Annotated in this window: 20 protein-coding genes and 4 pseudogenes; 13 read left to right on the top strand and 11 right to left on the bottom strand. The window is 68.1% G+C overall.

Annotated elements, in window-relative coordinates:
- Window positions 1-112: 112 nt before the first annotated feature.
- The 3 genes and pseudogenes from VP06_RS10265 to VP06_RS10255 form a co-directional block, all read left to right on the top strand.
- A pseudogene (locus VP06_RS10265) lies at window positions 113-580 on the top strand (SDR family NAD(P)-dependent oxidoreductase); the annotation flags it as partial.
- 51 nt (window positions 581-631) lie between these two features.
- Window positions 632-1,501, top strand: coding sequence for an alpha/beta fold hydrolase (locus VP06_RS10260; RefSeq protein WP_048463667.1), 870 nt, complete (start codon window positions 632-634; stop codon window positions 1,499-1,501).
- 84 nt (window positions 1,502-1,585) lie between these two features.
- Window positions 1,586-2,116 (top strand): VOC family protein, encoded by a 531-nt coding sequence (locus tag VP06_RS10255; RefSeq protein WP_048463666.1) that lies wholly within the window; start codon window positions 1,586-1,588, stop codon window positions 2,114-2,116.
- A gap of 332 nt (window positions 2,117-2,448) precedes the next feature.
- On the opposite strand, the gene VP06_RS10250 is transcribed toward VP06_RS10255, so the two are convergent.
- From VP06_RS10250 to VP06_RS10240, 3 genes are all read right to left on the bottom strand, one after another.
- A complete protein-coding gene (locus VP06_RS10250) occupies window positions 2,449-4,980 on the bottom strand; it encodes a two-component system VirA-like sensor kinase (RefSeq protein ID WP_048463665.1) in 2,532 nt (843 codons plus the stop codon).
- A 15-nt stretch (window positions 4,981-4,995) separates the two neighbouring features.
- Window positions 4,996-5,886, bottom strand: coding sequence for a cytochrome-c peroxidase (locus tag VP06_RS10245; RefSeq protein ID WP_245291131.1), 891 nt, complete (start codon window positions 5,884-5,886; stop codon window positions 4,996-4,998).
- Between the two features lie 143 nt (window positions 5,887-6,029).
- Window positions 6,030-6,803: a response regulator gene (locus VP06_RS10240; protein ID WP_048463663.1), complete on the bottom strand. Its 774-nt coding sequence runs from the start codon at window positions 6,801-6,803 to the stop codon at window positions 6,030-6,032.
- A 345-nt stretch (window positions 6,804-7,148) separates the two neighbouring features.
- Between VP06_RS10240 and VP06_RS10235 the strand changes: the two genes are divergently transcribed.
- The 10 genes and pseudogenes from VP06_RS10235 to VP06_RS10190 all read left to right on the top strand — a co-directional run bounded on the left by VP06_RS10235 (window position 7,149) and on the right by VP06_RS10190 (window position 16,307).
- Complete coding sequence (locus VP06_RS10235) at window positions 7,149-7,394, top strand: hypothetical protein (protein WP_156295529.1); 246 nt, start codon at window positions 7,149-7,151, stop codon at window positions 7,392-7,394.
- Between the two features lie 801 nt (window positions 7,395-8,195).
- Complete coding sequence (locus tag VP06_RS10230; RefSeq protein ID WP_082167320.1) at window positions 8,196-9,434, top strand: cytochrome P450; 1,239 nt, start codon at window positions 8,196-8,198, stop codon at window positions 9,432-9,434.
- A gap of 127 nt (window positions 9,435-9,561) precedes the next feature.
- Window positions 9,562-10,881, top strand: coding sequence for a glycosyltransferase (locus tag VP06_RS10225; protein ID WP_048463661.1), 1,320 nt, complete (start codon window positions 9,562-9,564; stop codon window positions 10,879-10,881).
- Window positions 10,882-11,129: 248 nt separating this feature from the next.
- Window positions 11,130-11,375 (top strand): hypothetical protein, encoded by a 246-nt coding sequence (locus VP06_RS10220; protein WP_048463660.1) that lies wholly within the window; start codon window positions 11,130-11,132, stop codon window positions 11,373-11,375.
- A gap of 155 nt (window positions 11,376-11,530) precedes the next feature.
- Complete coding sequence (locus tag VP06_RS10215) at window positions 11,531-12,340, top strand: adenylate/guanylate cyclase domain-containing protein (RefSeq protein WP_245291130.1); 810 nt, start codon at window positions 11,531-11,533, stop codon at window positions 12,338-12,340.
- 7 nt (window positions 12,341-12,347) lie between these two features.
- Window positions 12,348-13,082, top strand: a complete 735-nt coding sequence (locus tag VP06_RS10210; RefSeq protein WP_048463658.1) for a phytochelatin synthase family protein — start codon at window positions 12,348-12,350, stop codon at window positions 13,080-13,082.
- A 245-nt stretch (window positions 13,083-13,327) separates the two neighbouring features.
- On the top strand, window positions 13,328-13,858 hold the full coding sequence (locus VP06_RS10205) for a sigma-70 family RNA polymerase sigma factor (RefSeq protein WP_082167319.1): 531 nt from the start codon (window positions 13,328-13,330) through the stop codon (window positions 13,856-13,858).
- Window positions 13,855-14,627, top strand: a pseudogene (locus tag VP06_RS10200) (anti-sigma factor family protein). The gene VP06_RS10205 and the pseudogene VP06_RS10200 overlap by 4 nt, the downstream one beginning before the upstream one ends.
- A 7-nt stretch (window positions 14,628-14,634) precedes the next feature.
- Window positions 14,635-15,746: pseudogene (locus VP06_RS38720) on the top strand (catalase family peroxidase).
- Window positions 15,743-16,307 (top strand): annotated as a pseudogene (locus VP06_RS10190) (cytochrome b). Before VP06_RS38720 ends, VP06_RS10190 begins: the two co-directional pseudogenes overlap by 4 nt.
- Before the next feature lie 1,331 nt (window positions 16,308-17,638).
- Here VP06_RS10190 and VP06_RS10185 read toward each other — a convergent pair.
- The 8 genes from VP06_RS10185 to VP06_RS10150 form a co-directional block, all read right to left on the bottom strand.
- Entirely contained in the window at window positions 17,639-18,946 is a 1,308-nt protein-coding gene (locus VP06_RS10185) for an MFS transporter (RefSeq protein ID WP_197093178.1), read from the bottom strand.
- Window positions 18,947-19,068: 122 nt separating this feature from the next.
- Window positions 19,069-20,208 (bottom strand): iron-containing alcohol dehydrogenase, encoded by a 1,140-nt coding sequence (locus tag VP06_RS10180; RefSeq protein ID WP_048463655.1) that lies wholly within the window; start codon window positions 20,206-20,208, stop codon window positions 19,069-19,071.
- 78 nt (window positions 20,209-20,286) lie between these two features.
- Window positions 20,287-20,592, bottom strand: a complete 306-nt coding sequence (locus tag VP06_RS10175; RefSeq protein WP_048463654.1) for a DUF1330 domain-containing protein — start codon at window positions 20,590-20,592, stop codon at window positions 20,287-20,289.
- Window positions 20,593-20,651: 59 nt separating this feature from the next.
- Window positions 20,652-21,707: an ABC transporter substrate-binding protein gene (locus tag VP06_RS10170; RefSeq protein WP_048463653.1), complete on the bottom strand. Its 1,056-nt coding sequence runs from the start codon at window positions 21,705-21,707 to the stop codon at window positions 20,652-20,654.
- Window positions 21,707-21,994, bottom strand: a complete 288-nt coding sequence (locus VP06_RS10165; RefSeq protein ID WP_238193741.1) for a hypothetical protein — start codon at window positions 21,992-21,994, stop codon at window positions 21,707-21,709. The genes VP06_RS10170 and VP06_RS10165 overlap by 1 nt, the downstream gene beginning before the upstream one ends.
- Window positions 21,995-22,035: 41 nt before the next feature.
- Complete coding sequence (locus VP06_RS10160; protein ID WP_053081675.1) at window positions 22,036-22,794, bottom strand: ABC transporter ATP-binding protein; 759 nt, start codon at window positions 22,792-22,794, stop codon at window positions 22,036-22,038.
- Window positions 22,788-23,594 (bottom strand): ABC transporter permease, encoded by an 807-nt coding sequence (locus tag VP06_RS10155; protein WP_048463650.1) that lies wholly within the window; start codon window positions 23,592-23,594, stop codon window positions 22,788-22,790. Before VP06_RS10155 ends, VP06_RS10160 begins: the two co-directional genes overlap by 7 nt.
- Window positions 23,591-24,409, bottom strand: coding sequence for an ABC transporter permease (locus tag VP06_RS10150; protein WP_245291127.1), 819 nt, complete (start codon window positions 24,407-24,409; stop codon window positions 23,591-23,593). The genes VP06_RS10155 and VP06_RS10150 overlap by 4 nt, the downstream gene beginning before the upstream one ends.
- Window positions 24,410-24,602 lie beyond the last annotated feature (193 nt).

Here is a 24,602-nt window from a genome sequence, read left to right as displayed (position 1 = left end):
CCCAGCCACGCGGATCCCGTGTTGATCTCACAGGAGAGAGATGGGGACGACCGGAAGACGCGCTCAAACAGGCTCTCAGAAGTTGGAGCCTCCGGGAAACCCGGGGCGGTTCACCCGAGCCGCCCTGCCCCGCAGGGGCGGGACGATCGTCACCATGTCCTCCGGTGCCGGCGGTGGCGGAGGGGGCTACTACAATGCCGCCAAGTTCGCGGTGGAAGGCGTGTCCGAGGCGCTCGCGGGCGAGTTGAAGCCCTTCGGCATCCGCGTGCTGATCGTCGAGCCCGGGCCGTTCCGCACCGATTTCCTCGGCCGCTCGATCACCATGGCCGCGACGGAGATGCCGGACTACGCGGCGAGCTCGCGCAGGCACTATCGCGAGACCAACGACGGCAACCAGGCCGGCGATCCCGACAAGGCCGTCGCGGTGATCCTGCGGGCGGTCGACGCCGACGACACTCCGCTTCATCTGCCGCTCGGCCCGGTCGCGCACGCGATCGCCGAGCGGAAGCTGGCTTCCTTCCGCCGCGATATCGATGCCTGGCGCGCGATCTCGATCGCCACGGATTTCGACCGGCGCTGAGCGCCGGCCGCCCGCGCTGTTCCAACGCCATCATCTGACCGGAATGCGATCATGATCGCAACCTTGCAGGGTTTTACCCAGCAACTCGTGCCGGCAAACGGCATCAAGCTCAACGCCGTCACCGGGGGCGCCGGCCCGCCGATCCTTCTGCTTCACGGCTGGCCCGAAACCTGGTGGGAATGGCACCATGTGATGCCGCTGCTGGCCGAGCATCTCAGCGTGGTGGCCATCGATCTGCGCGGCGCAGGCTTCTCCGATTGTCCGCTCGACGGCTACGACAAGGCAACGATGGCGCGCGATGCGCACGAGGTCATGGCCGCCCTCGGGTATGGGCGCTACGCGGTGTGCGGGCACGACATCGGCGGCATGGTGGCGCTGCCGCAGGCGGCGATCTACCGGGAGGCGGTCACGCATCTGGCCGTGCTCGACGTGCCGCTTCCCGGCTGGACCGGATGGGAGGCGACGACCGCGAGACTCTGGCACTTCGGTTTCCATAGGAACCGGGACATGCCCGAGCGCCTGATCCACGGCCGCGAAGTCGACTATGTTTCGGCTTTCATGGCTGAGCGGTTCTACGATCACAGCGCCTTTGATCCGGCCGACATCGAGATCTACGCGAAGGCGATGGCGCTGCCCGGCCGCACCCGCGGCGGCATGGAGTGGTATCGCACCCTCGCCGCCGATCACGCGGCTGCCCTCGCGTACAAGAAGCGACCGCTCGAGATACCGGTGCTGGCCCTCGGCGGAGACCAGCGGTTCGGGGCGCAGATGGTGCCGATGCTGCGAGAGTTCGCCAGTAATGTGACGGGCGGCTCGATCGCGCAGTGCAGCCACTATGTCGCCGATGAGTGGCCGCACGACGTCGCGGCCACCCTAATCGATTTCCTGAAAGCGAACTGTAAGCCGGCGCCCGCGGGATAGCGCGGGCCAAGCCGTCGCGACCCTGCGGGCACGTCCCGCTCGAGGGGTCGCGGTCGATCGATCCCGTCGAGAGAGGAGAGTGTCATGTCCGCACCCGTCATTCGCGGCGTCAATCACATCGGCATCACGGTGCCCGACATCGAGGCGGCGACATCGTTCCTGGTCGACGCCTTCGGCGGCCAGGTGATTTACCAGTCCTTCGGACCGCAGGATCCGCCGCGCCAGGGACCGGACTTCGAGCGGGCGGTCGGGGCACTCCCCGGAACGGTCGTTGGCGCCCAGGCGATGGTCAAGCTCGGAACCGGGCCCGATATCGAGCTATTCGAGATGCACGGTCCCGAACAGGCCCCGCCGATCCGGGCGAGCGACTTCGGCCTCACGCATTTCGCGCTCTACACCGACGATATCGACGCGTCGGTCGCGCGCTTCGAGAGGGCCGGCGGCACGCCCCTGACCGCGCCGCGTGCCATTCCCTACGCGACCGAAAAAGGTCCGGGGAACAAAGTCTGCTACTGCCGGATGCCCTGGGGCACGACGATGGAGTTCATCACTACGCCCGACCGCATGGGCTATCATGACCAGACGGATCTGCGGCGGTGGCAGGACGAAGACTGATACCGCCGCGCCTTCGAACGGACCCGCACGAAGGCGCGAGGCAAGCCCGAATGGGCGTCGGCGCTGATGCGCCGGACGCCTTGGGATCGACGTGTCGATGCCAAGGCGCGAGGGTATGACACCAACCATCGTTTTCGACGACCATTGGTGTCACAGCAGCGGCCAGTGACACAGAGACACGTGCGTGCCGGGCGCACCGCGCCGAACGGCCCCGCATCGGGGCTGGTGGGTCGCCCTGGACCATCGGCTGCGAGGCGCCTACCTCGTACAGGGTCCAGGGCGGACACTGCCTCCGTAAGACCCGAGATGCCGCCGCGACCCATCCCGACCGTTCAGTGGAAGCTCTGCGACGGCGTTGCCGTCCGAGTCTCGGCTCTCCCATGCCGAACGGGGCTCCGCGAGTCCGACCCCAGGTGCCGCCGCAGCATGAGCGCGAGGGCATGCGAGCGCCACGGCCGATGCGCGACATCGACGATGGGGATCGCCGAGAGCACCTCCGGCCTCACCGCGTCCGCGGCCGACAGCGAGAGCACGATCGGGCGATCGACGATCCCGGCGGCGCGGCGGGCGAAGGGGAGGCCTAAGGGTCCGGACGGCTGGTTCTCGACGATCAGCAGGTCGAAGCGTCCCGGCTCCGCGCGTAGCGCCGCCAAAGCCGCATCGGGATCGGCGTAGCCGACGGGCTCGTAGCCCAAGGCCGCGAGGGTCTCCTCGTCCTCCTGGACCGTGGAGCGGGCGCCTCCGACGATCATCACGGTGCCGCCGACGGTCGGGACGTCCGGCCCGGCCTGCGGGCGGACCGGCAACCAGACCTCGAACGCGCTGCCCGCCTCCGGGGCGCTGCGCACGTGGAAGGCACCGTCCTGTTCCTGGACGAACTCGAACGCGGTGGCGAGGCCGAGCCCGGTCCCGGCCGGGCGGGTGGTAAAGAACGGTTCGAAGATCCGCGCGAGCGTGGCCGCGTCCATGCCGCGGCCTTGATCGGCCACGCGGATGCAGACGTACTCGCCGGGACCCAACTCGCCGTGCGAGAGGGGCCGCCGCTCGCGTAAAGAGACGCGTTCGAGCTGCACATCGACCACCCCGCCCGGATCGGAGGCCTGCAGGGCATTGCGGACCAGGTTGTGGACCACCTGCTGCAACTGCGCCGGCTCGCCCTCGACGACGGCGCGGTCCGAGGTCCCGGCGAGGCGGATCGCCGCCGGGTCGGTGGTCGAGGTGCGGATCTGGGCCACCGTCTCAGCCACGACTGCCTCGACGACGCTCGTGCCGCGAGCCGCCCCGCCCCGCCGCCCGTAATCGAGGATCTGTCCGGCGATCTCGTGCGCCCGGCCGCCCGCCTGGACCAGGAGATCAATCTGCCGGGCGGCCCGGTGCGGATCGGCCGGCAGGGCATCGGCGGCGATCTCGGCGTGGCCGAGCATGACGTTGAGCACGTTGTTGATGTTGTGCGCCACGCCGCTGGCGAAGATGCCGATCGCCTCCAGCCGCTGGGCGCGCCGCAAGCTGGCCTCGATCTCGCGGCGCTCGGCCCAGACGTGCTGGCGCTCCAGGGCGGCCCCGAAGCTGTCGGCCCCGATCTGCAGAAGGCCGCGCGAGTGCCGCAGCCAGGCCGGTTGCGGGCTGCCGCGCTCGAAGCACATCACGCCGACGATCCGCTCCCCGCGGCGCAGCCGCGCGCAGGTCCACGAGACGACGCCGCGCGCGGACAGCGCCCGCACCAGGGCCGGCGGGCCGGTGCCCGCGGCGGCCTCGACGAAGAGGTGGTCGTCGGGCGCGGCGAGGATGTCGGGGATCAGGTCGCGCCGCGCCTCCGGCCAGCCGCGGGGAGGCGGGCGGCCGGCCCGGCCCCAGAGGTGGACCGCGTCGCTCCCGTCGAGCATGAGCACGTAGCCGTGGTCCACGCCCAGTCCTTCGCCGATCATCGCGAGGACCTCGCCGATGCAGGCGGAGATCTCGTCGGGCTGGCTCGCCAGGAAGCGGTTCGCCGCCTGGGCGACCACGAACTGGAAGGCAATGGTCCGGCGCAATGAGACGGTTCCCGCCCGCATCAGCAGCCCGACGCGGATCACCAGGACGACCAGGGCGAGGGCCGCCGCGTAGAGCGCGAGGCGGAACCCATCGGCGCGGGCCTGGCGCCGATCCGTCAGGGCGCGGCGGGCCTCGAGGAGGGCGCGCCGCGCCGCCTCGCTCGACGAGGCCGGCAGCGAGCGGGTGGCGGCGTCGACCTGCGGCAGCAGGTCGAGGAGCTGGCGTCCGTGCAGGACGATGGCGGCAATGTCCGCCGCCCGGTCCGCCGCGGGAGCGCCGGACGGCAAGCGAGCGGACGCCGAGGCACCGGATGCAAGCGCATCGAGCCGGGCGCGGATGTCCGCGATGCGCTCGAGCGTCGCGTCCCGTGCGAGTTCCGAGACCCGGACCTGCAGGGCGGCGACCGCCTGGGCGAGCCGGACCTCGACCTCCGTGTCGGAGAGGCGGTCGCTCAGGGAATCGAAATACGCGATCGAGTTCTGAACCAGGGCGTTTCCGGTCTTGAAGCGCTCGACCATCTGCGTCTCCCTGGCGACCGCTTCGGCCAGGGCACGCATCTCGGGGTCTTCCTGGCCGCTCCCCGCGCGCAGCGCGGCCAGCGCCTCCTCCATCTCCCGAACATGGACCACGATCGGGTCGTAGTTGCGCAAGAGGCCCGTCCGCGCCCGGAGCACGTCGTGCTGCAGCCGGGATTCGGCGAGCGCGAGGGCGTCGACACTGCGCTGCGTGCGCAGGTAATCGGCGTCCAGCTCACCCTTGCCGTTGATCATCAGCCAGGTGAGCAGGGCCGCCAGGAGCGCGCCGAGCACGGTCGCCTGAACGGTGAGCCTCATGCGCGCCTCATGGGGTCAGCCCCTCGGCTGCGGCTGCGGCTGCGGCCCGGAGCCGGGTGCCCGCGGCGCCGTCAGGGGGCGTCCCTCGTAGGAGCCCGTCAGGGTGCCGAGGAACGCCACGATCGCGTCGGCCTGCGCGGCCGTTAGCTCCCGGCCGAGCTGGACCCGGGCCATCAGCCGGACCGCCTCCGGGAGCGTGGCGACGCTGCCGTCGTCGAAGTAGGGCGCCGTCACCGCGACGTTGCGCAGGCTCGGCACCCGCAGCACCTCGGCGGCCTTGTTGGGGATCGTGACGAAGATCCCGACCTTCTCGAACAGGTTGGCGCCGACATTGACGCCCTGGTGGCAGGCCGCGCAGCCGATGCCCCGGAACAGGGCGTAGCCCGCCCGCTCCGCCTCGGTGACGGCGCCGGCGTCGCCGCCCATCCATCCGTCGAAGCGGCTGCCCGGGGTGAGCAGGCTGCGCTCGAAGCTGACGATCGCATCAATCACCGCCTCCCGGTCGGCCTCCCGACCAAAGGCCGACCGGAACCGGCCGGCGAGCGCCGGATCGCCGCGGATCACCGACAGGATCGCGGGCCAGGATCCGCCCAGGAAGTCAGGCCGCGTCAGGTCGGCCTCGGCCTGGTCCTGCAAAGTCGGGATCTCGCCGGCCCAGCCTAAGCGGAAGCTCAAGGCCGCGTTGAAGACCGACGGCGTGTTGCGCGCGAGCGGCCTGCCGTCGGTCGTCAGGTCCCGCGCCACCGCGCTCGCGCCGTTGATGCGGATGTCGTGACAGGTGATGCAGGCCCGGTCGCCCCCGCGGGACAGTCGCGTGTCGGAGAATAGGGTCCGGCCGAGGGCGGCTCTCGCGGGCTCCGCCCCGAGGCTGCCCGGAACCGGCGTGATGACGGCGAGCGCTGCCACGGCCTCCGCGGGCAGCGGATCCGTCGCTGATCCCCCGGCCGGCCGCTCCCGGGCGGCAGGTTCAAGGACGGCGAGTGCGCTCCCGGCGAGGACGGCCGTGAGGGCGACCGCGAAAACCCAGGCGGGGCGGAACGCGGCCACGGCTAAAGCTTCTCGACGGCGGTGGCGAGGACGTAGCCGACGCCGCGCTCGGTGACGATGAGGCGCGGCGCGCTCGGATCGACCTCCAGCTTGCGGCGCAGCCGCAGGATCTGGACGTCGATGCTGCGGTCGAACACGTCCTCGTGGACGCGCGTGGCCTGCAGCAGATGCTCGCGGCTCAAGGGGCGCTGGGGAGCATCGAGAAAGGCCACCAGCAGCGCGTACTCGCCCTTGCTGAGGGCGACGTCCGCCCCGGCGGGGTTGGTGAGGCGCCGGCGGCGCCGGTCAAGCACCCAGCCGCCGAAGCGGCTGCGGTGGGATTCCTTGCCGGATTCCTGACCCCGCCCCGGGGCGGCCGCGACCTCGGCCCGCCGCAGGACGACCCGCACCCGCGCCAGCAGTTCGCGCAAGCCGTAGGGCTTGACGAGGTAATCGTCCGCGCCGAGCTCGAGGCCGATCACCCGGTCGATCTCGTCGCGGCGGTGGCCGGTGGTGATGATCACCGGCAGGTCGCTCCTGGCGCGCAGGTCGCGCAGCAGGTCGAGCCCATTCTCGGAGCCGAGCCGCAGGTCGAGCACCACGAGGTCGAAGCCGCCTTCCGTAAGCCGCTGCTCCGCCTCCGCCCGGTTGGCCGCCGGGGTGACGTCGACGTCGTGGCCGGCGAAGTGCTCCGAGACGATGCGCTGCATCCCCGCATCGTCCTCGACGAGGAGGATCCGCGTCGGGCCCGGCCGCGCGCTGCGGCCCTGGCCCCGGTCCAGACTGGGTTCGATCATGGCGAACTCCGCTTCGCGGCAGAGCGCCGCGACGGCACGATCTCGACGCGCCGGCTCGATGACCGGGATGGCCGGACGATCTTCGGAAGATGGTCGGGCCGTTCCGGTGTCTCGTCCGGAGGCTGCTGGACGTCGGACCTTGCACGGCTGGGTTGATACCACGCCGTTTGCAACGATGCGCCCTTTATCATGTGCGCGACAGCACAAGGCGAGCATGCGCACCGGACATGGCCATGTCCGTCAGTAAAAGTCGGTTTCGTTACCGTTGTAACAGAACTTGGCGCGGGTCAACACCGCGCCGTAACTCATCGTGAACCACGATCGTCCGCCCGCATCATGGAGGCGATGATGATCGATAACCGGAGCCCCGAGTCTCATTCCGGTCGCCACCGCCATCTCCGCAGGTCCGGGCCCGAGCGCCGGGGGAGCGCCGGCCTCGCGGAGCCGGCCCGCAGCCCGGGGCATGGCGGCCTCGGGCGATGGCTGCTGGACGCGCTGGTGGTCGGCTTCGCCTATGGCGGCTGCATTCACCATACTCACCAGAGCTACGTCCACTGGCTGCGCGAGCAGAGCCGGGCGCAGTGGCGTTAGTCGAACCAAGGACCCTTCGGCCACGGTACACGACACTGTGGCTCGGCGATGCCTCACGGGCGGCCAAGTCCCCGCGAGTCACCCCCCCTCCTGGACGACTGAGGCGTCAGCGGCAGGAGAATCGGGGAAGCGGGAGAAGTGGGCGACGGGCTCGTTCCGCCGTCGAACGTCAGCAGTAGGAAGGCGTGGCTGTCCGCTCGTGTCGTGTACCGTGCCGCTTCGCACAAGCTTCTGATCGACGGACGAAATCCCGAGATACCCGTCGTGGTGGCGATCCGTCGTCACGGTTTGCGTCCGGCTCGGCTTCGTCGCCGAGAAGGCGGCGCGCCGAGGCAATGACCTGGCGAGTCGGGGAACTCAGCCGCTCCTGCCGTGCCTGCCGTGCCTGCCGCTCGTAATGCCTCAGGCGCGCGAGGAAGCCACGAGCGTCCGAAATCCCGTGAGGCATGCAGCCGAGCACGGATTCCGTGATCGCGTGCCTGAGCAGCGTCTCGAAGGTGTCATCACTCTATCCACGCCCTGCAACCATGAGGTCGTCTCCTTCCATCAAGCGGAGCGATGTCTCGAAGAGCCGGGTTACCGCTTGATGTCGGATGAAATGACGCATGAGAAGCGCCGTACGGGACGTGTTCCGGCGCACAGTTCAGGGCAAGTGGACCCTCCTGGTCGATCCATTCTCGCTGTCGAGCGGTCCGGGGCGTCGATTGTTGCAATCGTCATCATCGATCTGGCATCCGACATCATCCGGTAGCTTGGGATATCAAAACATTCTCGCTCGAACCCGGCAGCGAGGACCGACCGATGGATGGACCCGAAGACCCGATTCTGCACGCCGGCCCGATCCGGCCCGCGGCGGACGTTCCGACGCTGACGGTGGCGGAGCTGGAGGCCGATCCGCACGGAGTGTTCCGCGCCTGGCGGCCGCGGCTGCCCTTCGTCGGCCACGAGGTCGCGGGAGCCCTCGTCCTGCGCGCTGCCGATGTCGACCGGCTGATGCGCGATCCCCGCCTGCAGGCGACGGAGACGCTGTACCCGGAGGCGCGCGGAATCCGCGAGGGCGCCTTGTTCGACCTGTTCGCGCACGGCATGCTCACCGCCAACGGGACGGCCCACCGCCGGCGCCGTTCGCCCTTCACCCGCACCTTCGCGGCGCGGATGATTGAGGGATTGAGGCCGCGGATCCGCGCCGCCGCCGAGAGCCTCGTCCGGGAGTGGATGCCGGAGGGGGAGATCGACCTCGTCGCGCGCTACACCTCCCTGATCCCAGCCCGGACCATCGCCGACATCCTCGGCCTGCCGCGCGAGGACGTCCCGCGCTTCACGCAGCTCGCCTACGAGGTCTCCCGGGTGCTGAGCTTCACCTTCGGACCGGAGGAGATCCCGGATCTCGAGACGGCAGCGGTGGCGCTTCAGAACTACGTGGAAGCGCTGCTCGCGGCCCGGCGCTCCGCGCCGCGGGACGACGTCCTGTCACGCTTCCTCGCGGAGGCCGACGCGGCGGGCGAGCTCACGCCGCAGGAGGTGGTCGTCCAGATCGTGCAGATGATCGTCGGCGGCACCGATACGACCCGGGTCGCCGGGGCGATGCAGGCGGCGCTCCTGCTGCGCCACCCGGAGCAATGGGCGGCGGTCGCCCGCGACCCCGATCTGATCCCGGCCGCGGTTGCAGAATCCCTCCGCTACGAGCCAAGCGTCGGTTCCGCCGCGCGGGCCGCCCGAGAGGACATTCGCCTCGACGGGCATGTCGTTCCGGCGGGAAGCCTGGTCCTGCTTTCGACGATGTCGGCCTCGCGCGATGAAGCCGTCTACGTCCGGCCCGACACATTCGACATCCGGCGCACCGACCTGCCGCGCCTGCATCCAGTCTTCGGCGGTGGCGCGCACCGGTGCATCGGCGAGGCCCTGGCGCGGGTCGAGCTGGAGGAGGGCCTGGGCGCCCTGATGCGTCTCGCCCCGCGCCTGCGCCTGGCGAGTGCGATGCCGGTGCTCCGGGGCCACAGCGGCATCCGCCGCATCGATGCGCTGCGGGTCGCCGCCTAGCTCCACCCGCCGCCCGCTGCGGCCGCAATTCGCGGCCGAGCCGTCACGGGCCACCCCCAGGCCTGGTTCCCGGTCGCAGCTGCGGCTCGCGCGGCCCCCGTCATCCCCCAATCGACTAGGACGTGCGATGAAGGTCCTCATCTGCTCCACGCCCGCCACGGGCCATCTCAATCCCCTGCTCGCCATTGCCCGCATGCTGGCCGAGGACGGCCACGAGGTCATGGTCCTGTCCGGGTCGGCCTTCCGCGACCGAGCCGTAGCGACCGGCGCCCGCTTCGCGGCCCTCCCGGGTGATGCGGATTTCGACGGCCGCGACCTCCAGGTCGTCGTGCCCGAACTGGCCAGGATCCGGCCGGGCCCGGACTGGCTGCGCGTCGCCATGGAGCGGATCTTCGTCGACCGGATTCCCGACCAGCACCTCGGCCTGCGAGACGCGCTGCGGGCCTTTCCCGCCTCCGTGGTGATCGGCGACGACATGTTCTTCGGCGCCCTACCGTCGCTGCTCGGGCCGCGGGCGGAGCGGCCCGCCATCGTCCTGTGCGGCACCTCGATCCTCCACTGCACCCGTCCCGACGGGGCCCCAGGCTTTCTCGGCCTGCCGCCGGCGGCATCGTCGGAGCAGGAGGCAGCCTACGCGCGGATGGCCGGGGCTTACGAGGCGGCGGTCGACCGGCCGGTCGGGCTCAGGCTCGCCGCCGTGCTGGCCGAGTTCGGGTTAAGGTCTCCGCCCTGGCCGCTCTTCGACGCGGTGGTGCGGCTCGCCGACACCTACCTGCAGCTCACCGCCCCCGGATTCGAGTACCCTTTCGCGTATCCGCCGAACGTCCGGTTCGTCGGGGCCTTGCCGATCGTCCCGGGCCAGGCGCCGCTCCCGCCCTGGGCGGGCGACCTCTACGGCACCCGCAAGGTTGTGCTCGTCACGCAAGGCACGGTCGCGAACCACGATTTCGGACTGCTCGTCGGCCCGACCCTCGCAGGCCTCGCCGATGAGCCCGACATCCTGACCGTCGTGACGGCGGGCGGGCGGGGCCTCGATGCGATCCGTGACGCGGTTTCAGGTGCGGTCCCGGCCAATGCGCGGCTCGCGCCCTACCTGCCCTTCGAGTGGCTGCTTCCCCGGGTCGACGCCATGGTGACCAATGGCGGCTACGGCAGCGTCAACCAGGCCCTGAGCGTCGGGATCCCGCTTGTCGGCGCCGGTCTCACCGAGGACAAGGCCGAGGTGAATGCCCGCATCGCTTGGTCGGGGGTAGGGATCGACCTCGCTACGAACACCCCGACGCCGGAGTCGATCCGGCATGCGGTGCGGACCGTGCTCGACGAGCCCGGCCATCGCCGGGAGGCGCGGCGCCTCGCCGTCGAACTGGCGGGGTACGATGCGAAAGCCGAGATCCTGCAGGTCCTCGCCCGATACGGCGGCAGCGGTCGCGCGCGCAGCGCCGCCTGACTGGTCAGCGCCTCGGCGGCGCGGGGGGCGGCCGGGGAACGCCGTGGAGCCGGCGCCCGCCCCGTTGACGGCATCCGGGCCGATGGGCCGGGTGCCGTTGGCGTTCGCTTCAAGCATAAAAATGATAATTATGCTCTGTTCCAGACGCACATGCTCGATTTCGAATGTAGTATATTTTCTGATTATTGACATACAGGCGAAAGATTGAATGCCCAATTTTGGGGCTCCATCATCGGGAGCACAATATCATGATCCCTGCCCGGACGAGGATTGCGGCGGTCGCCGCGACCGGAACCCTTCTCCTGTCCCTAGCGGTTTCGACCGCGGCGCGGTCGCAGCCGGACCCGCGCGTCGTGCAGCCTGGCGGTCCAAGCCGCGCCGCGATCCTGATCGCCCTGCCGTCCTCGGCGGTTCGGGATGCCCGGTCTGCCGCCATCGAGCGCGAGCACGTCAGGGCGCAGCGCATCATCGCCCGCGTCTGCACGGGCTGCTGATGTCGGCGCTGTCGCTTCCGGAGGCCTGCGCCGAAATGGCGGGCGCCCGTCCCAGGCTTCGGCGGGCGCGAGCGATTCGAGCCGACCATAGCTCCGTTGCCCGATCCCTTGCCGCGTGGGCGGCGGGGCGCGGCGCGCTCCTCGCCGCGGCGCCGATGCCGTTGCTCCTCGGCCTCGCGGCCGCGACCGCGCCCGAGCCCGTCACCCTCGGCCTCGCCGGGCTCGCCCTGGCCTGGCTCTCGCTGCGGGTCCGGCACCTGCGCCGCGCCGGGGCGGAAGCGATCCGGCAGCGGAGCAACCTCGCGCGCCTGACCGCGCCGGAGATCGCCCGGCTGATTGCCGAATCCGATCCCGTCGCCCCACATGCAGGGTGGGAGCAGGAGGCGACCGTGCTTTTCGCCGATATCCGCGGCTTCACCCGCCTCTGCGAGGGCCTGGCCCCCGCCGACGTCGCCGTGTTCCTCGCCGAGTTCCGGCTCCGCGCCGCGCGGGCCGTCGAGGCGGCGGGCGGCCTCGTCGACAAGTTCGTTGGCGACGAGGCGATGGCGGTGTTCGGGGTGGCGGAATCTGCATCCGGGGATGCCGACCGGGCCGTCGCGGCTGCGCGCGCCCTCGCGGCAGCGATGCAGGACTGGAGCCGCGAGCGCGAGCGGGCCGGCCTGCCGCCGGTCCGGATCGGGATCGGGCTGCACCGCGGTCCGGTCTTCGTCGGCGCCATCGGGGCGCGGCGCGTCGAGTTCACCGCGGTGGGCGACACCGTCAACGTGGCCCGCCGCCTTGAGCAGATGACCCGCACGCTGGCCTGCGACTGCCTCGTATCGGAGGCGGTGCTGCGGGCCGCTGCGTGCGGGGAGGCGCGGGTCGCGGCGGTTCAGCCAGTGCGGGGCGCCCGAACCGTTCGGCGCCTGTACGCCCTCCGGCTGGAGACCGGGCGGACGAGCGCGGTCCCGAACGAAGCGGAGTGATGGGCGCATGGTGGACGAACCGGTTCGACGCGGTCGCAGGCCCTTCGCCGTCCTCGGCGCGGTCGCGCTCCTGACCGGGCTCGCCGTCGCGGCCTCCGGCTCTCCGGTCCTGCGGGCATGGAACGCCGGCGGGTCCGTCACGTCGATCGAGGCCCGCCCCGAGTTTCATGATCCTGCGCGTCTCGCCCAGGCCTGGGCCTCCCCTGTGGCGGCGAGTTACCGGCGGTTCTCGTACGAATACCAGAGCAACCCAAGCTTCTGCGGTCCCGCGAGCGTGGCGAACCTGCTGCACTCCCTCGGTCTTGAGGCTGCGCAGGCCGACATGCTTCGCGGCACGGCGTTCCGGCCCTGGTTCGGCGTGCTCGTGAACGGCCTGACGCTGGACGAACTGGCGGACGTGGTCCGCACGCGGCTCGATCGCCCGGTCCACGTCGTGCGCGATCTCTCGCTGCCCGCCTTCCGCGAGGCCATGAAGCGCAGCAACGATCCCGACCGTCGCATGATCGTCAATTTCCATCGCGGGCCGTTGTTCGGCCGGGGAGCCGGGCACTTCTCGCCGATCCTCGGCCATCTCGCCGACGAGGACCTCGTCTTCGTCGGCGACGTGAACGACCACTACCGGCCGTTCCTGGTCGGCAGCGAGCGGTTATGGCGCGCCGTCACGACGATCGACGGCGCATCCGGCAAGGGCCGCGGGTTGCTGATCGTCGAGACGACGCCTCGCCGGGGCAACCCCGGGTAGCCGACGGCCTTCGCGAGAGAGCGGGTCGACATCGCCGGTCGCTCACACTTGCACGAGCGGCCGTCGCTGGTCCGCTTCCGTCGATACGGCCTTGGCCAGGCCGCGAAAAAAATCCGTGGTCCGATGGAATAACCCGAACGAGGCGGCGTCTTTGTCCGAGTCGGACTGCCCCGCCCTCGCGCAGGGCGCCCCGTGACGAGAGGAGATGCGCGGATAGGAGATGCGCGGATGTCGGGAGGCTGGCCGTGAGCGACATGGTACGGCTCGTCGAGCCTCTGATCCCGGCCCTGCGCCGCTACGCCCGAGCGCTCCTGCGCGACCCCGCCGACGCCGACGACCTCGTCCAGGACTGCCTGGAGCGGGCGGTGAGCCGGTGGCACCAGCGTCGATCCGACGGCGATACCCGCACCTGGCTCACCGCAATCCTGCACAACCTCGCGGTCAGCCAGATGCGCCGGCGCGCTCGGCGCGGTGCACACATGTCCGTCGAGGACGCGCCGGAAGCGAGCCTGGCGGTTGCTCCGAGCCAGGACGGGGCCTTGCGTCACCGCGACCTGATGGCGGCGCTCGACGCCTTGCCCGACGAGCAGCGCAACGTGCTGCTGCTCGTCACTGTGGAAGGGCTGTCCTACGCCGAGGCCGCGCAGGTGCTCGCCATCCCGACCGGCACCGTGATGTCGCGCCTGTCGCGCGCCCGCGACCGGATGATCCGACTCATGGACGGCGAGGGCGTTACCGTTCCCGCCAAGCGCCCGCTGCTCAGGAGGGTGAAGTGACCGCGCGCCCGATCAATGAGGACGACCTCCATGCCCTCGTCGACGACCGGCTCGACCCTGCCCGCGGTGCCGAGGTCGAGGCGTATCTCGCATGCAACCCCGACGCGCGGGCCCGCGTCGAGCGCCTGCGGATCCTCGGCCGGGACCTGCGTTCCGCGTTCGCACCCGTGCTGGCCGAGCCGGTCCCGGCCCGGCTCAATCTCGCGCACATCCTCAAGGCGCGGCGACGCCCGCGGAGGCCGGCCTGGCAGGCCACGGCCGCGGCAATGCTCCTGACCCTGGGCGGTCTCGGTGGCTGGGCTCTCCACGGCGCGCTCGCGCCGGTCCCGGCCGGGGTTGATGCTCTTGCGCAGGAGGCGGGCGCCAGCTTCGCCGTCTATGCGCCGGACCGTTCCGGCCGGTTGAACTCGCCGCCGGCGACCGCGACGAGATCGCCCGCTGGTTCTCCGCCCGGCTCGCGCGCCCGGTCGAGGTGCCGGATCTGAGCGCGGCCGGCTATCGCCTGATGGGCGGGCGTCTCGTCGCGACGCCCCACGGTCCCGCCGGCCTGCTGATGTACGACGATTCCCGCGGCACCCGCCTCGTCATGCTGATGCGCTCCATGGCCGAACCCGGCGACGCGCCCATGTGCGAGCACCAATCCGGTTTGGCCACCGGCTACGCCTGGGCCGAGGACGGGCTCGGCTACAGCCTCGTGGGCCCGGCCGACCTGGCCGGCCTGCACCCCCTTGCCAATGAGATCCGCCGCACGACCGCGACGAACACCTGAGGCCGCCATGACCCTGTTGCACGACCTGACCGGGGCACCTGCGGGCACGACCACCCGCGCCCTCTGCCTGCGGCTTTCCGCCGTCGGGGCGGTGCTCGCCGCGAGTGCGGGCACCTTCGCCTATGCCGGCGGCTGGCTGTCGCCGGGGGTGCTGACGCCCGCCCGCCTCGTCGACCGCTTCGAGCAGGTGAACGGGCCGCATCCCGGCTTCCGGCGCAACCACACCAAAGGCCTGTGCGTGTCAGGCAGCTTCGCCGCCAGCGGCGCCGGCACCAGGCTCTCGAAGGCGGGCCTGTTCGCGGCCGGGCGGGTGACGCCCGTCGAGGGACGAATCGCGCTGGTGGGCGGGCAGCCCTACGCGGCCGACGCCGAGGCCACGGTGCGCAGCCTCGCCCTGCGCTTCCGGCTGCCGGACGGTGAGGAGTGGCGCACGGGCATGAACAACATCCCGGTCTTCCCGGTGCGCACACCCGAGGCCTTCTACGACCAGTTGCTCGCCGCCAAGCCCGATCCGGCGACTGGCAAGCCTGACCCGGAGCGCCTGAAGGCCTTCTTCACCGCGCATCCGGAGAGCGCGAAGGCCGCCGCCCTGATCAAGGCATGCACGATCACCTCGGGCTTTGCCGACAGCACCACTGGGGCCTGAACGCCTTCCGGTTCGTGGCCGCCGACGGTCGTGCGACGCCGGTACGCTGGGCCGTCGTACCGGATAAGGAGGCGGCGCCGGAGACCACCGCCCAGGCCGCGCGGACGGACAGGAACTTCCTGTTCGACGACCTCGCCACGCAGCTCCGGCAGGGGCCCCTGCGCTTGCACCTTGTTGCGACGCTCGGCCTGACGGATGATCCGGTCGCGGACGCGACCCTGCCCTGGCCTTCGAATCGCAAGAGCGTCGAACTCGGCACGCTCACCCTCACGGGCGCCGCGCCCGAGGCGGCGGGCAATTGCCGTTACGTCAACTTCGACCCGCTCGTCCTGCCGGACGGGATCGCGCCCTCCGACGACCCGCTGCTGAGCGCCCGCTCGGCTGCCTATGTCCGCTCCTTCACCCGCCGGGCCGGCGAGGAGAAGAGCCCGAGCGCCGTTGCGGCGACACCCGCCCGAGGAGCCGACCTGTGAGCGACCTGCCGCGCTTCAATCTGCCCGCGCGCGTGCTCCACTGGAGCATGGCGGCGCTGATCCTGGTGATGCTGCTGATTGGCGTGGCGATGGTGGCCTCGCTGGCCGACTACCACGTGCTGGTCACGGTGCACCGCCCGCTCGGTTTCCTCATCCTGCTCCTCGCCGTCGTGCGGCTGACGAACCGCTGGCGCCACCCGCCGCCGCCCCTGCCGGCGGACCTGCCCTGCTGGCAGCGGCGGGCGGGCCCATGCCTCGCACGTCGCCCTCTACGGGCTCATGCTAGCCATGCCCCTTGTCGGCTGGGCGATGCTGGCGGCGGCACGCGATCCGGTGGTCCTCGCCGGGCCGTTCGTGCTGCCACCGATCGTTCCCCACAGCCCGCTCGCTTACGCTTGGCTGCGCGCGCTCCACGGCGTGCTGGCCTACGCGCTGTTCGGCCTCATCCTCGCCCATCTCGGGGCGGCGCTGCTCCACGCCTTAATACGTCGGGACGGTGTATTCGCCAGCATGGCGCTCTGGCGACGCCGCTCGGCTACGGGGCTCCGGGCAGACGCCTGAGCCGGAGACCCAACCGTCCCGCTTGCTTGGCGCCGAGCACGACCGTGGTCGCGAGCGGTAGCGCCTCTCCGAGGCCGTTGCGAGGAGACGGGAACATCGATCGCTGCGTTCATGCACCGGGATCTAGGGGATCGCCGGATCGAGCATTCCTCACATACGAGATCCGGAAGATCACTTCCTGATCTCGTATCACCAGCCAGCGCAGGGTCTGAGCGAAGCCGCTTTCCGCATCGTCACAGCGATTGCAAAGCAGCTGCCGCGCGATCAATCCAAAAGCGCATGACCGCCGCTCTTCGAACGCATACGGTCATTCACGTCGGTCTGGCCGAAAGTCTGGATGTGGCGCAGAGCCGACACGCAATTTGGAGAGTGTTATACAATAACAAAATATAGCTCTTCCGTCTAACGGAAATGGGCCACTGCCTTGATGTTGGATGGCTGTTCACCGACCATGAAAATCTTGGAAGTCTCGCTACTCCATCGACGTTTCTGACAAGCAAATTTAGCCAAAACATCCTTCAGTGGGTGCGCTGATCGACGATACAAGCAGCGGAGACGTCTGAGGCTTCGCTGCTGCCATGATCAGGCGTGTGCCTGAATAAGTTGCGGAGGCCCAAGCACGCGGCTTCCAGGGGGCAGATCGCCCCTATGCCCCTCGCAGAGGGGCGGTCAGCGCTGATGCGCCAGGAGCGTCATACAGCGCGTTCGAGGGGCGTCCTGCTTCGACATGCTCCCTCGCTGCCCCGCTGGTCCTGGGGCATCCTGAGCCCAGCACGACAGCTTTAGCTCTCGAGGAGCTACTCTGCCGATGGATGTCGCTGTGGTGCCCAGGATGTGAAACAAGCGGACCCTCGAACCGCCACCATCGAAGGTCCGCATGGGGGCATCTTGGACCCTGGCCACTTGCCCCGAAGCGGACGTTCCGCCTCTTCGACTTCGTCGTAGGTACCGATCAGCAGCTGGCATCGATGACATTGACCGGATCAGCTGATCGCCCGCTCACGTGCTGAACCGCGTAGAAGGCGTTCCAACGCACCTACGAGGACGGCCTTGCCGCCCTACGGAAGTGGTACGCAGACAGGGGCTGAATGGCAGCGGGGCCTGCGCACCCCGTCGCGGCACATATTGGCGTAAAGGAAACGGGTAACGGACTCGACACGCAGAACGCCGATCCCGCTGTGCTGACCGGCTACACAGCGGGGTTCGAAGTGACGATTCACCGTCGCGACAGACCTGGCAGTAAAGCCTAATATTTCTCGGAGAAAATTTCGTAGCATCGAAGAGGCCAATGCCTTTTTTAGAAAGGGCGAATCTGATGAGACCTTCAAATGCTAATTACGCTCGCCAGCTACAAGTGGCGGAACAAGCACTCCATCAACTGCAAGGCTCGAAGTAACTGCCTCATCGGATGATGCACGCTCGTAAACGCGCTTCGGCAGGCACCAAACAATAAGGCCCGCTGACAGCGCGCACACGCCAGCGATAGCGTAGAGAGCTGCGTCAGCACTGCCCGTCGTGTCTCTTACTACTCCCACCATGTAGGGTCCGATCACGCCACCGAGCTGGCCGACCGAGTTGATCAGGGCCAATCCACCCGCAGCTGCAACCCCCGTCATCACTCGCGCAGGCAGGATCCAGAACAGCCCGAACGACGCGATGATACCGGTGGCTGCGATGCTGAGGCCGACCACTAGCATGACGGTGCTGTTGCCGAAGATGCCGCACATCACGTAGCCCACAACCCCTGCAAGGGCGCATCCAGCCAAGTGCCACTTCCGCTCGCCTGTCCTGTCCGAGGAGCGGGCGATCAGCGTCACACCCACGAGGGCCACTAGGTAGGGCAGCATTGTGATGAGGCCGATGATGAAGGTATCGTTGGTGCCCGCTGTCTTCACGAGCTGCGGCATCCAGAAAAGGATCCCGTAAATCCCCATGGCGAGCCCAAGATAGATGACCGAGAACACGTAAGTGCTTGGCTGCCGAAGTGCGACGCTGAACGAGTGCGTGCTGCCGGACCGCGGCTCCGCTTCGAGGCTGGCTGTCAGAATACGCTTCTCGTCGTCGTTGAGCCACCGCGCATCCTCGACCCGGTCATCGAGCCACGCCATGACGACGAAGCCGAGCACGACCGACGGGATACCCTCGAGCAGGAAAAGCCACTGCCATCCGTGCATGCCTCCGACGGCGTCCATGTACTTCATGATGGCGCCTGAGATCGGTCCTCCGAGAATTCCGCATAGTGCGATCGACGTGAAAAAGAACGAGTTGATCCGCCCGCGCTGCTTCGCCGGGAACCATTGCGTGAAATAGTAGACCGCTCCCGGCACGAATCCGGCCTCGAACATCCCGAGCAGGAACCGGAGAACGTAGAACCACGCTTCTGTCTTCACGAACATCATCAACGCGGAGGCGATGCCCCAGCTGATCATGATCCGGGCGATCCAGAGCCGAGACCCGACCCTCGCCAAGATCATGTTGCTCGGGATCTCGAAGACGAGATAGCTGATGAAGAAGATGCTCGCACCGAGGCCGTAGGCGGCATCGGACAATCCCAGCTCGCTCTGCATCTGCAGCTTGGCGAAGCTGATGTTGACGCGGTCGAGATAGGCCATCCCGAAGCATGCGACGAAGAGCGGCACGATGCGCCAGCTCGCTTTCCTCAAGACAGAGTCGAGCGTAGGAGCGGTAGCTCCGCCGCTCGCTGCAACAGAATTCGATGGCATATCCAGTCTCCGCCCGAGATTTTTGTATTTGTTTGAAATCACATGACTTGACGCAGCATGCTTTCGTAGTCCGCGGCCGAAGCGTCGCGCGGATTCGTCTTGTGGCTGTGATCGGCGAGTGCGCCCTTTACGATAGCCGGAATGAGGTCGGCGCCGACGCCCATCTCCGACAGCGTCGTCGGCAGCCCGAGCCGTCGCGTCATGCTCCCGATCGCCGGGCCGACCTCGCTGCCTGCAGCGAGCGCCATGGCGCCGGCCAGCCGGTCCATCTTGCGGTTCGCCACCACCGTCTCGGCCGAGGCATTGAATGCGAGCACTGCCGGCAGGAGGATCGCGTTCAGGGTTCCGTGATGGAGCCTGGGATTGAGGCCGCCCAGCGCGTGGCTGAGGCTGTGCACGGAGCCAAGGCCCTTCTGGAAGGCGAGGGCGCCCTGAGTGGACGCGCTCATCATGTTGAGCCGCGCGTCGCGGTCGCCGGGGTTCGCCGTCGCGCGCTCGATATGCGCCCAGGCACGCTGGAGACCGTCGAGCGCGATCCCTTCCGCCGGGGGGTTGAAGGACGGCGACAGGAAAGTCTCGATGCAGTGGGCGATGGCGTCCATGCCGGTGGCAGCGGTGAGGATCGGCGGCAGCCCAAGCGTCAATTCGGGATCGCAAATCGCCGATTTCGGCACGACGTGGGGCGACAGGATGCCGACTTTCCGCCCATCGTCCAGGATGATCAGGGAGCCACGGCCGACCTCGCTGCCCGTGCCCGCGGTGGTCGGGATCGCGACCACCGGCGGCGTTCTGGCGGTGATGCGGGCCGCTCCTCCCTCGATCGCGGCGTAATCCTTGAGCGCTCCTCCATGTGCGGCAAGCACCGCGACCGCCTTGGCAAGGTCGATGGGAGATCCGCCGCCGAGCGCGACGACACCATCGCATCCGTGCTCCCGATACAGCTCGAGCGCGTCGCGAACCGAAGCCTCGTCCGGGTTGCCGGGCGTGCCGTCGTAGACCGGCACGCCCGCCCGGCCGGGGAGTTGGCTGAGAACCGTGTCGACCAGGCCTGCGGCCCGCACGCCGCGATCCGTGATCAGCAGGGGCCGCGCGACCCCGACCCGCTCGCATTCTGCTGCGAGCGCCGCGAGTGCCCCGAACCCGAAATTGATCTGTGTAATGTAGTTGATGACGTTCATTGTACTCTCACGCTGGTCTGTCTCGCGGCAGCGCCGGAGCGACCACTGTGAAACAGTGGTCGATCTTGGAAACATACTTCAGGCCGGCTGCGCGCCGTCGTAGCCTTCGACGATGATGAGGTCGTTATGGGCGTGGGGGGCCCGGATGGCGACGAGGCGCTGGTACTCGGGAGAGTTGTAACAGGCGACCGCCGTCTCGTAATCATCGAATTCCAGAACGACAGTCCGCGAGCGGGTGCTGCCTTCGGCCTGGATCTGCCTGCCCGCGCGGACGACGAACCGGGCGCCGAACTTCGCGAAGACAGGGCCGTTCTGCTTCGTGTACTCACCGTACCCATCCGGATTGATGAGATCGCCGTGCGCGATCCAGTAGCCTTTGGCCATGACGTGGTTCTCTCCTCGTTGGCGCGTGGCGGACCGCGGAAGCCCGCCCGCGGGAAGGGTCACGGTTGGAAGACGAAACCCGGCTTGATCGCCAAGTCGTCCGGGATCGGCGGGAGGTCCGAGAAGAGCTCCGGGTGCGCCTTCATGACGGCCAGGATCGGCCGCGGATCGACGTGCTTGTTGACGTCGAAGGTCGACTTGATGGTGCCGAGCTTCGCCAGGGTGTCCTCGGCGGTCCAGAGCGCCCGGTAGTTGTTGCGCGACAGCCGCCGGTCGAGCTGCTGCACGTTGAACTGCATCGCCGCCTCCGCGACGTCACGCTTCAGCCCGGGGATCCAGCGCGTGCCGATCCCGGCGGCCTGCTTCGGGTTCTTGCGCATCCACTGATCGGCTTCGGAGGTCGCGGCCAGGAACTTCTCCGCCAGCCCCAGATGGGCATCGACCCAGGAGCGCAGGGCGACGGCAAAGCCGATATAGGAGATCACGTCGCCGCCGCGGATCACCTGGAAGGCGCCGGGAACGTCCTTCTGCGCGATTATCGGCCACGGGTCCCAGCCGGCGAACGCATCGACCCCCTTCGCCAGAAGCGCCACCGTCATGTCCGGAGGCGGCGTGTTCACGAGCGCGACGTCGGTGGGTGTGAGGCCCGCCTTCTGGAGCAGACCGAGGATGTAGAGGTGGTTGATCGTGCCGAAGGAGGTCGCGATCTTCTTGCCTTTGAGGGTTTTGAGGTCGCCCGCGACGATGCCCGAGCCTTCGCGCGCGACGAGCGCCATCGTGGCATCCGACCCGGCCTTGGTCGTGCTGCCGCTGAAATTGCCGAGCGCGACGAGGTCCATGCCCCGGAGAACCGCGCCGATCATGGGAACGCCGACCTGGACGATGTCCGTCTCGCCCGCTTGAAGCGCGTTGAGCGCGTCGACGCCCGTTGGGTAGGGTCTCGCTATCGTGACGTCGAGCCCGTGCTTCTCGAAGAATCCCCGCTCGAGCGCGACGGGTATCGCCAGCATGTCGATCGCGCTCACCATGCCGACGTTCATCTTGACCGGCTCGTCGGCGCGGGCGCAAACGACCGACAGCGCTAGAGCCGCGGCGGTAACAAGTCGTCTTATCATTATTGATCCTCCCTCAGCGGTTCGACCTTCCTGACCCAGAACGGGCGGGCGAGCGACGTCAGATCGCTCGTTCTCACCCCGCGCAGTTCTATCGAGTGCTCATCGGCACCGGCGATGCGCCCGTATCTCTGCACCGCGAGCACGTGGAACCTCTCGGGCGTGAAGGGCAGATCGATCTGGACGTTCACGCGTCCACTCGCCCGGGAGAGGTCGGGCGAGATCTTGCCGGGGGCCGCAACGGTCAGCCAAAGCTGGAAGCCGAGCCAGCACGCCATGACGCCCAGCACGGTGCGGGTCCGCGAGGACCGCAGGAATGCCCGCGCCCGGGTCACGCGAGGCGGACCTGCTGGAGGACCCGCGCCGAGATGGTCTTGAAGCGATCGTCGTGAACGAGACGGTCCCACACGCGGGGCTGCGGAAGGTCGACCGCGATGTCGTCCAGCACGCGCCCCTTCGAGAGCACGACGACGCGCGTCGCCAGGAACACGGCCTCGGGCACGTCGTGCGTGATGAAGATGACGGTCGGCCGCCGTTCCTGCCAGATACGGGTCAATTCCTCCTGCAGGGTCATGCGCGTCTGCGCATCGACGCTGGCGAAGGGCTCGTCCATGAGCAGCACGTCGGGCTCGTTGGCCAGCGCGCGGATGACGCCGACCCGTTGCTGCATGCCGCCGGAGAGTTCGTTGGGGTAGCGGTTGGCGGCCTCGGCCAACCCGACGAGGGTCAGGTATTCGCGAGCGATCCGGTCCCGCTCGGATTTCGGCACGCCCTTCATCCTGAGCCCGAACCCGACATTGTCGAGGACGGTCTTCCACGGGAACAGGGCGAAGGACTGGAAGACCACGCCGCGATCAGCACCCGGGCCGCTGACGGACTTGCCGTTGAGCAGGATGTCTCCGCCCGATCGCGGGATGAATCCGGCGATCATGTTCAGCATCGTGGTCTTGCCGCACCCGGACGGACCGACCACGGAAACGAATTCGCCCCGTTCGACCGTCAAGGACAGGTCGCGGATCACCGTGACATGCGCGTCGGCATACGGGTTGAAGTAAGTCTTCTCCAGGTTTTGGATCGACAGAGTCATGATGCCACAATCCCCCAGCGTTCACCAGTCGCCTTCTCCAGAGGAGCAAGTATCCACGCATCGACAATGTACCATAATGTTCCAAGTATGATCATCCCGAGGATGATTTCGGTCGTCGAGCCGGCGCGTCTGGCATCGAACATCAGGAAGCCGATGCCGCTCGTGCCGACGATGATCTCCACGGCGATAAGCGCCCGCCAGCCGTAGCCGAGCCCATTGCGCAGACCGGTCAGGATGTTTGGCAGAGCCCCTGGCAGGATCACGTGGCACAACACGCTCAGTGAGGACGAACCGAGGCTGCGTGCCGCGCGCGGAAGATCGCGCGGGATGGTCTCCACGCCCAGCACGGTGTTGAGGACGATCGGGAATAGCACCGTATAGACGATGACGAACGTCATCGTGCCGAGACCGAACCCGAACCAGATTAACAGAATCGGCAGCCAAGCGATGTCGCCGATCGCTTGAAAAAACAGAAGGATCGGCCAGAAAACACGGTGCGCTATTTTGTTGGTCGCGATCAAGAGGCCGAAGGGAATGCCCAACACGATCCCGATCGCCGCGCCCAGGGCGAGGCGCACGAGGCTATCTTGAAGATAGTCTGGCAAAATACCTTTGTAGGTGAGGGTGACGAAGGATTTGACGACGTTGCCCGGGCTGGGAAAGAACGCCGGGGGAAAGACGCCGGCCCAAGCCAGTATTTCCCAGAGCGCTAGGATCGGCAGAAAGGGCACAAGCGTCGCGATGACAGGCCATCGCTCCGTAAGCCTGACGTAGGTGCTCCAGACATGCAGTGCTACGTTCATGATTGCCTCACCATGCCCCAACGCTCGATCGTGGCGCGCTCAAGCGGTACGAGGATCAACCGGTCGATCATGAGCCAGATGGTTCCGATCAAGACCATGCCAAGAACGATCACTTCTGTTCTGTAGAAATCACGTGCAACAAACAGCATGTAACCGAGGCCCACGTTTGTTGCGATCATCTCGGCCGCTATCAGCCCGCGCCATGCAAAGCCGAGACCGGTCCGCACACCCATGACGATGTTCGGCAATGCACCCGGAAGGAGCACGTGGAAGAGCAGCGCCCAGCGCCCGGCGCCAAGGGAAGATGCAGCGTTCCGGATCGAATGTGGTATCGTCGACACTCCGAGTAGCGTGTTATACGCGACAACGAAGAATACGGCATTGAATATAACGAAGATGATCGCACCGAAGCCGTACCCGAACCACAGCGTCGCGATCGGGATCCACGCGATACCCGCCAGGACCGAGAAAAATCGGAACAGCGGCGTCAAGAACATCGCCGTGGCGCGACTGACACCCATCGCGATTCCGAGAGGCACGGCCGTGACGACACCGAGCAATGTGCCAAGGGCGACACGGAGAAGGCTTGCCCCGACATGGGCCGGAAGGGATCCGTCGCGCAGTGATTCGAGCCCTGCTCGTGCCACAGCACCAAGAGACGGAAAGGTCCGTGGGCTTATGTCGAACAACGGAACGACGATCGCCCAGATCACGACCAGCCCGATGAGGGGCGCAACAAATAAAAGTCCGTCGACAATCCCGTTCATTCGTCGGAAAAGTCGTGTCGAGCGCGCACCGCGAAATGCAAGCAGCACATCATCCTCCCCGCGATCAATCTGATTGATCGCAATCCCGAGCCTTCTTTGGCTTTTCGATGTTCGACTTACAGAATAACTGATCGGTCCGAGAGCTCAACCGACCCAACCTCCGTCAACCGCACGCCCAACTCGGCAAATGGAATATTCCACAACGTGGCAGATATCGTCCTTCGAAGAACCGTCGAAAAAT

The organism is Methylobacterium aquaticum, assembly GCF_001043915.1.
GTDB lineage: Bacteria > Pseudomonadota > Alphaproteobacteria > Rhizobiales > Beijerinckiaceae > Methylobacterium > Methylobacterium aquaticum.
This window is presented reverse-complemented; position numbering and strand designations above follow the sequence as displayed.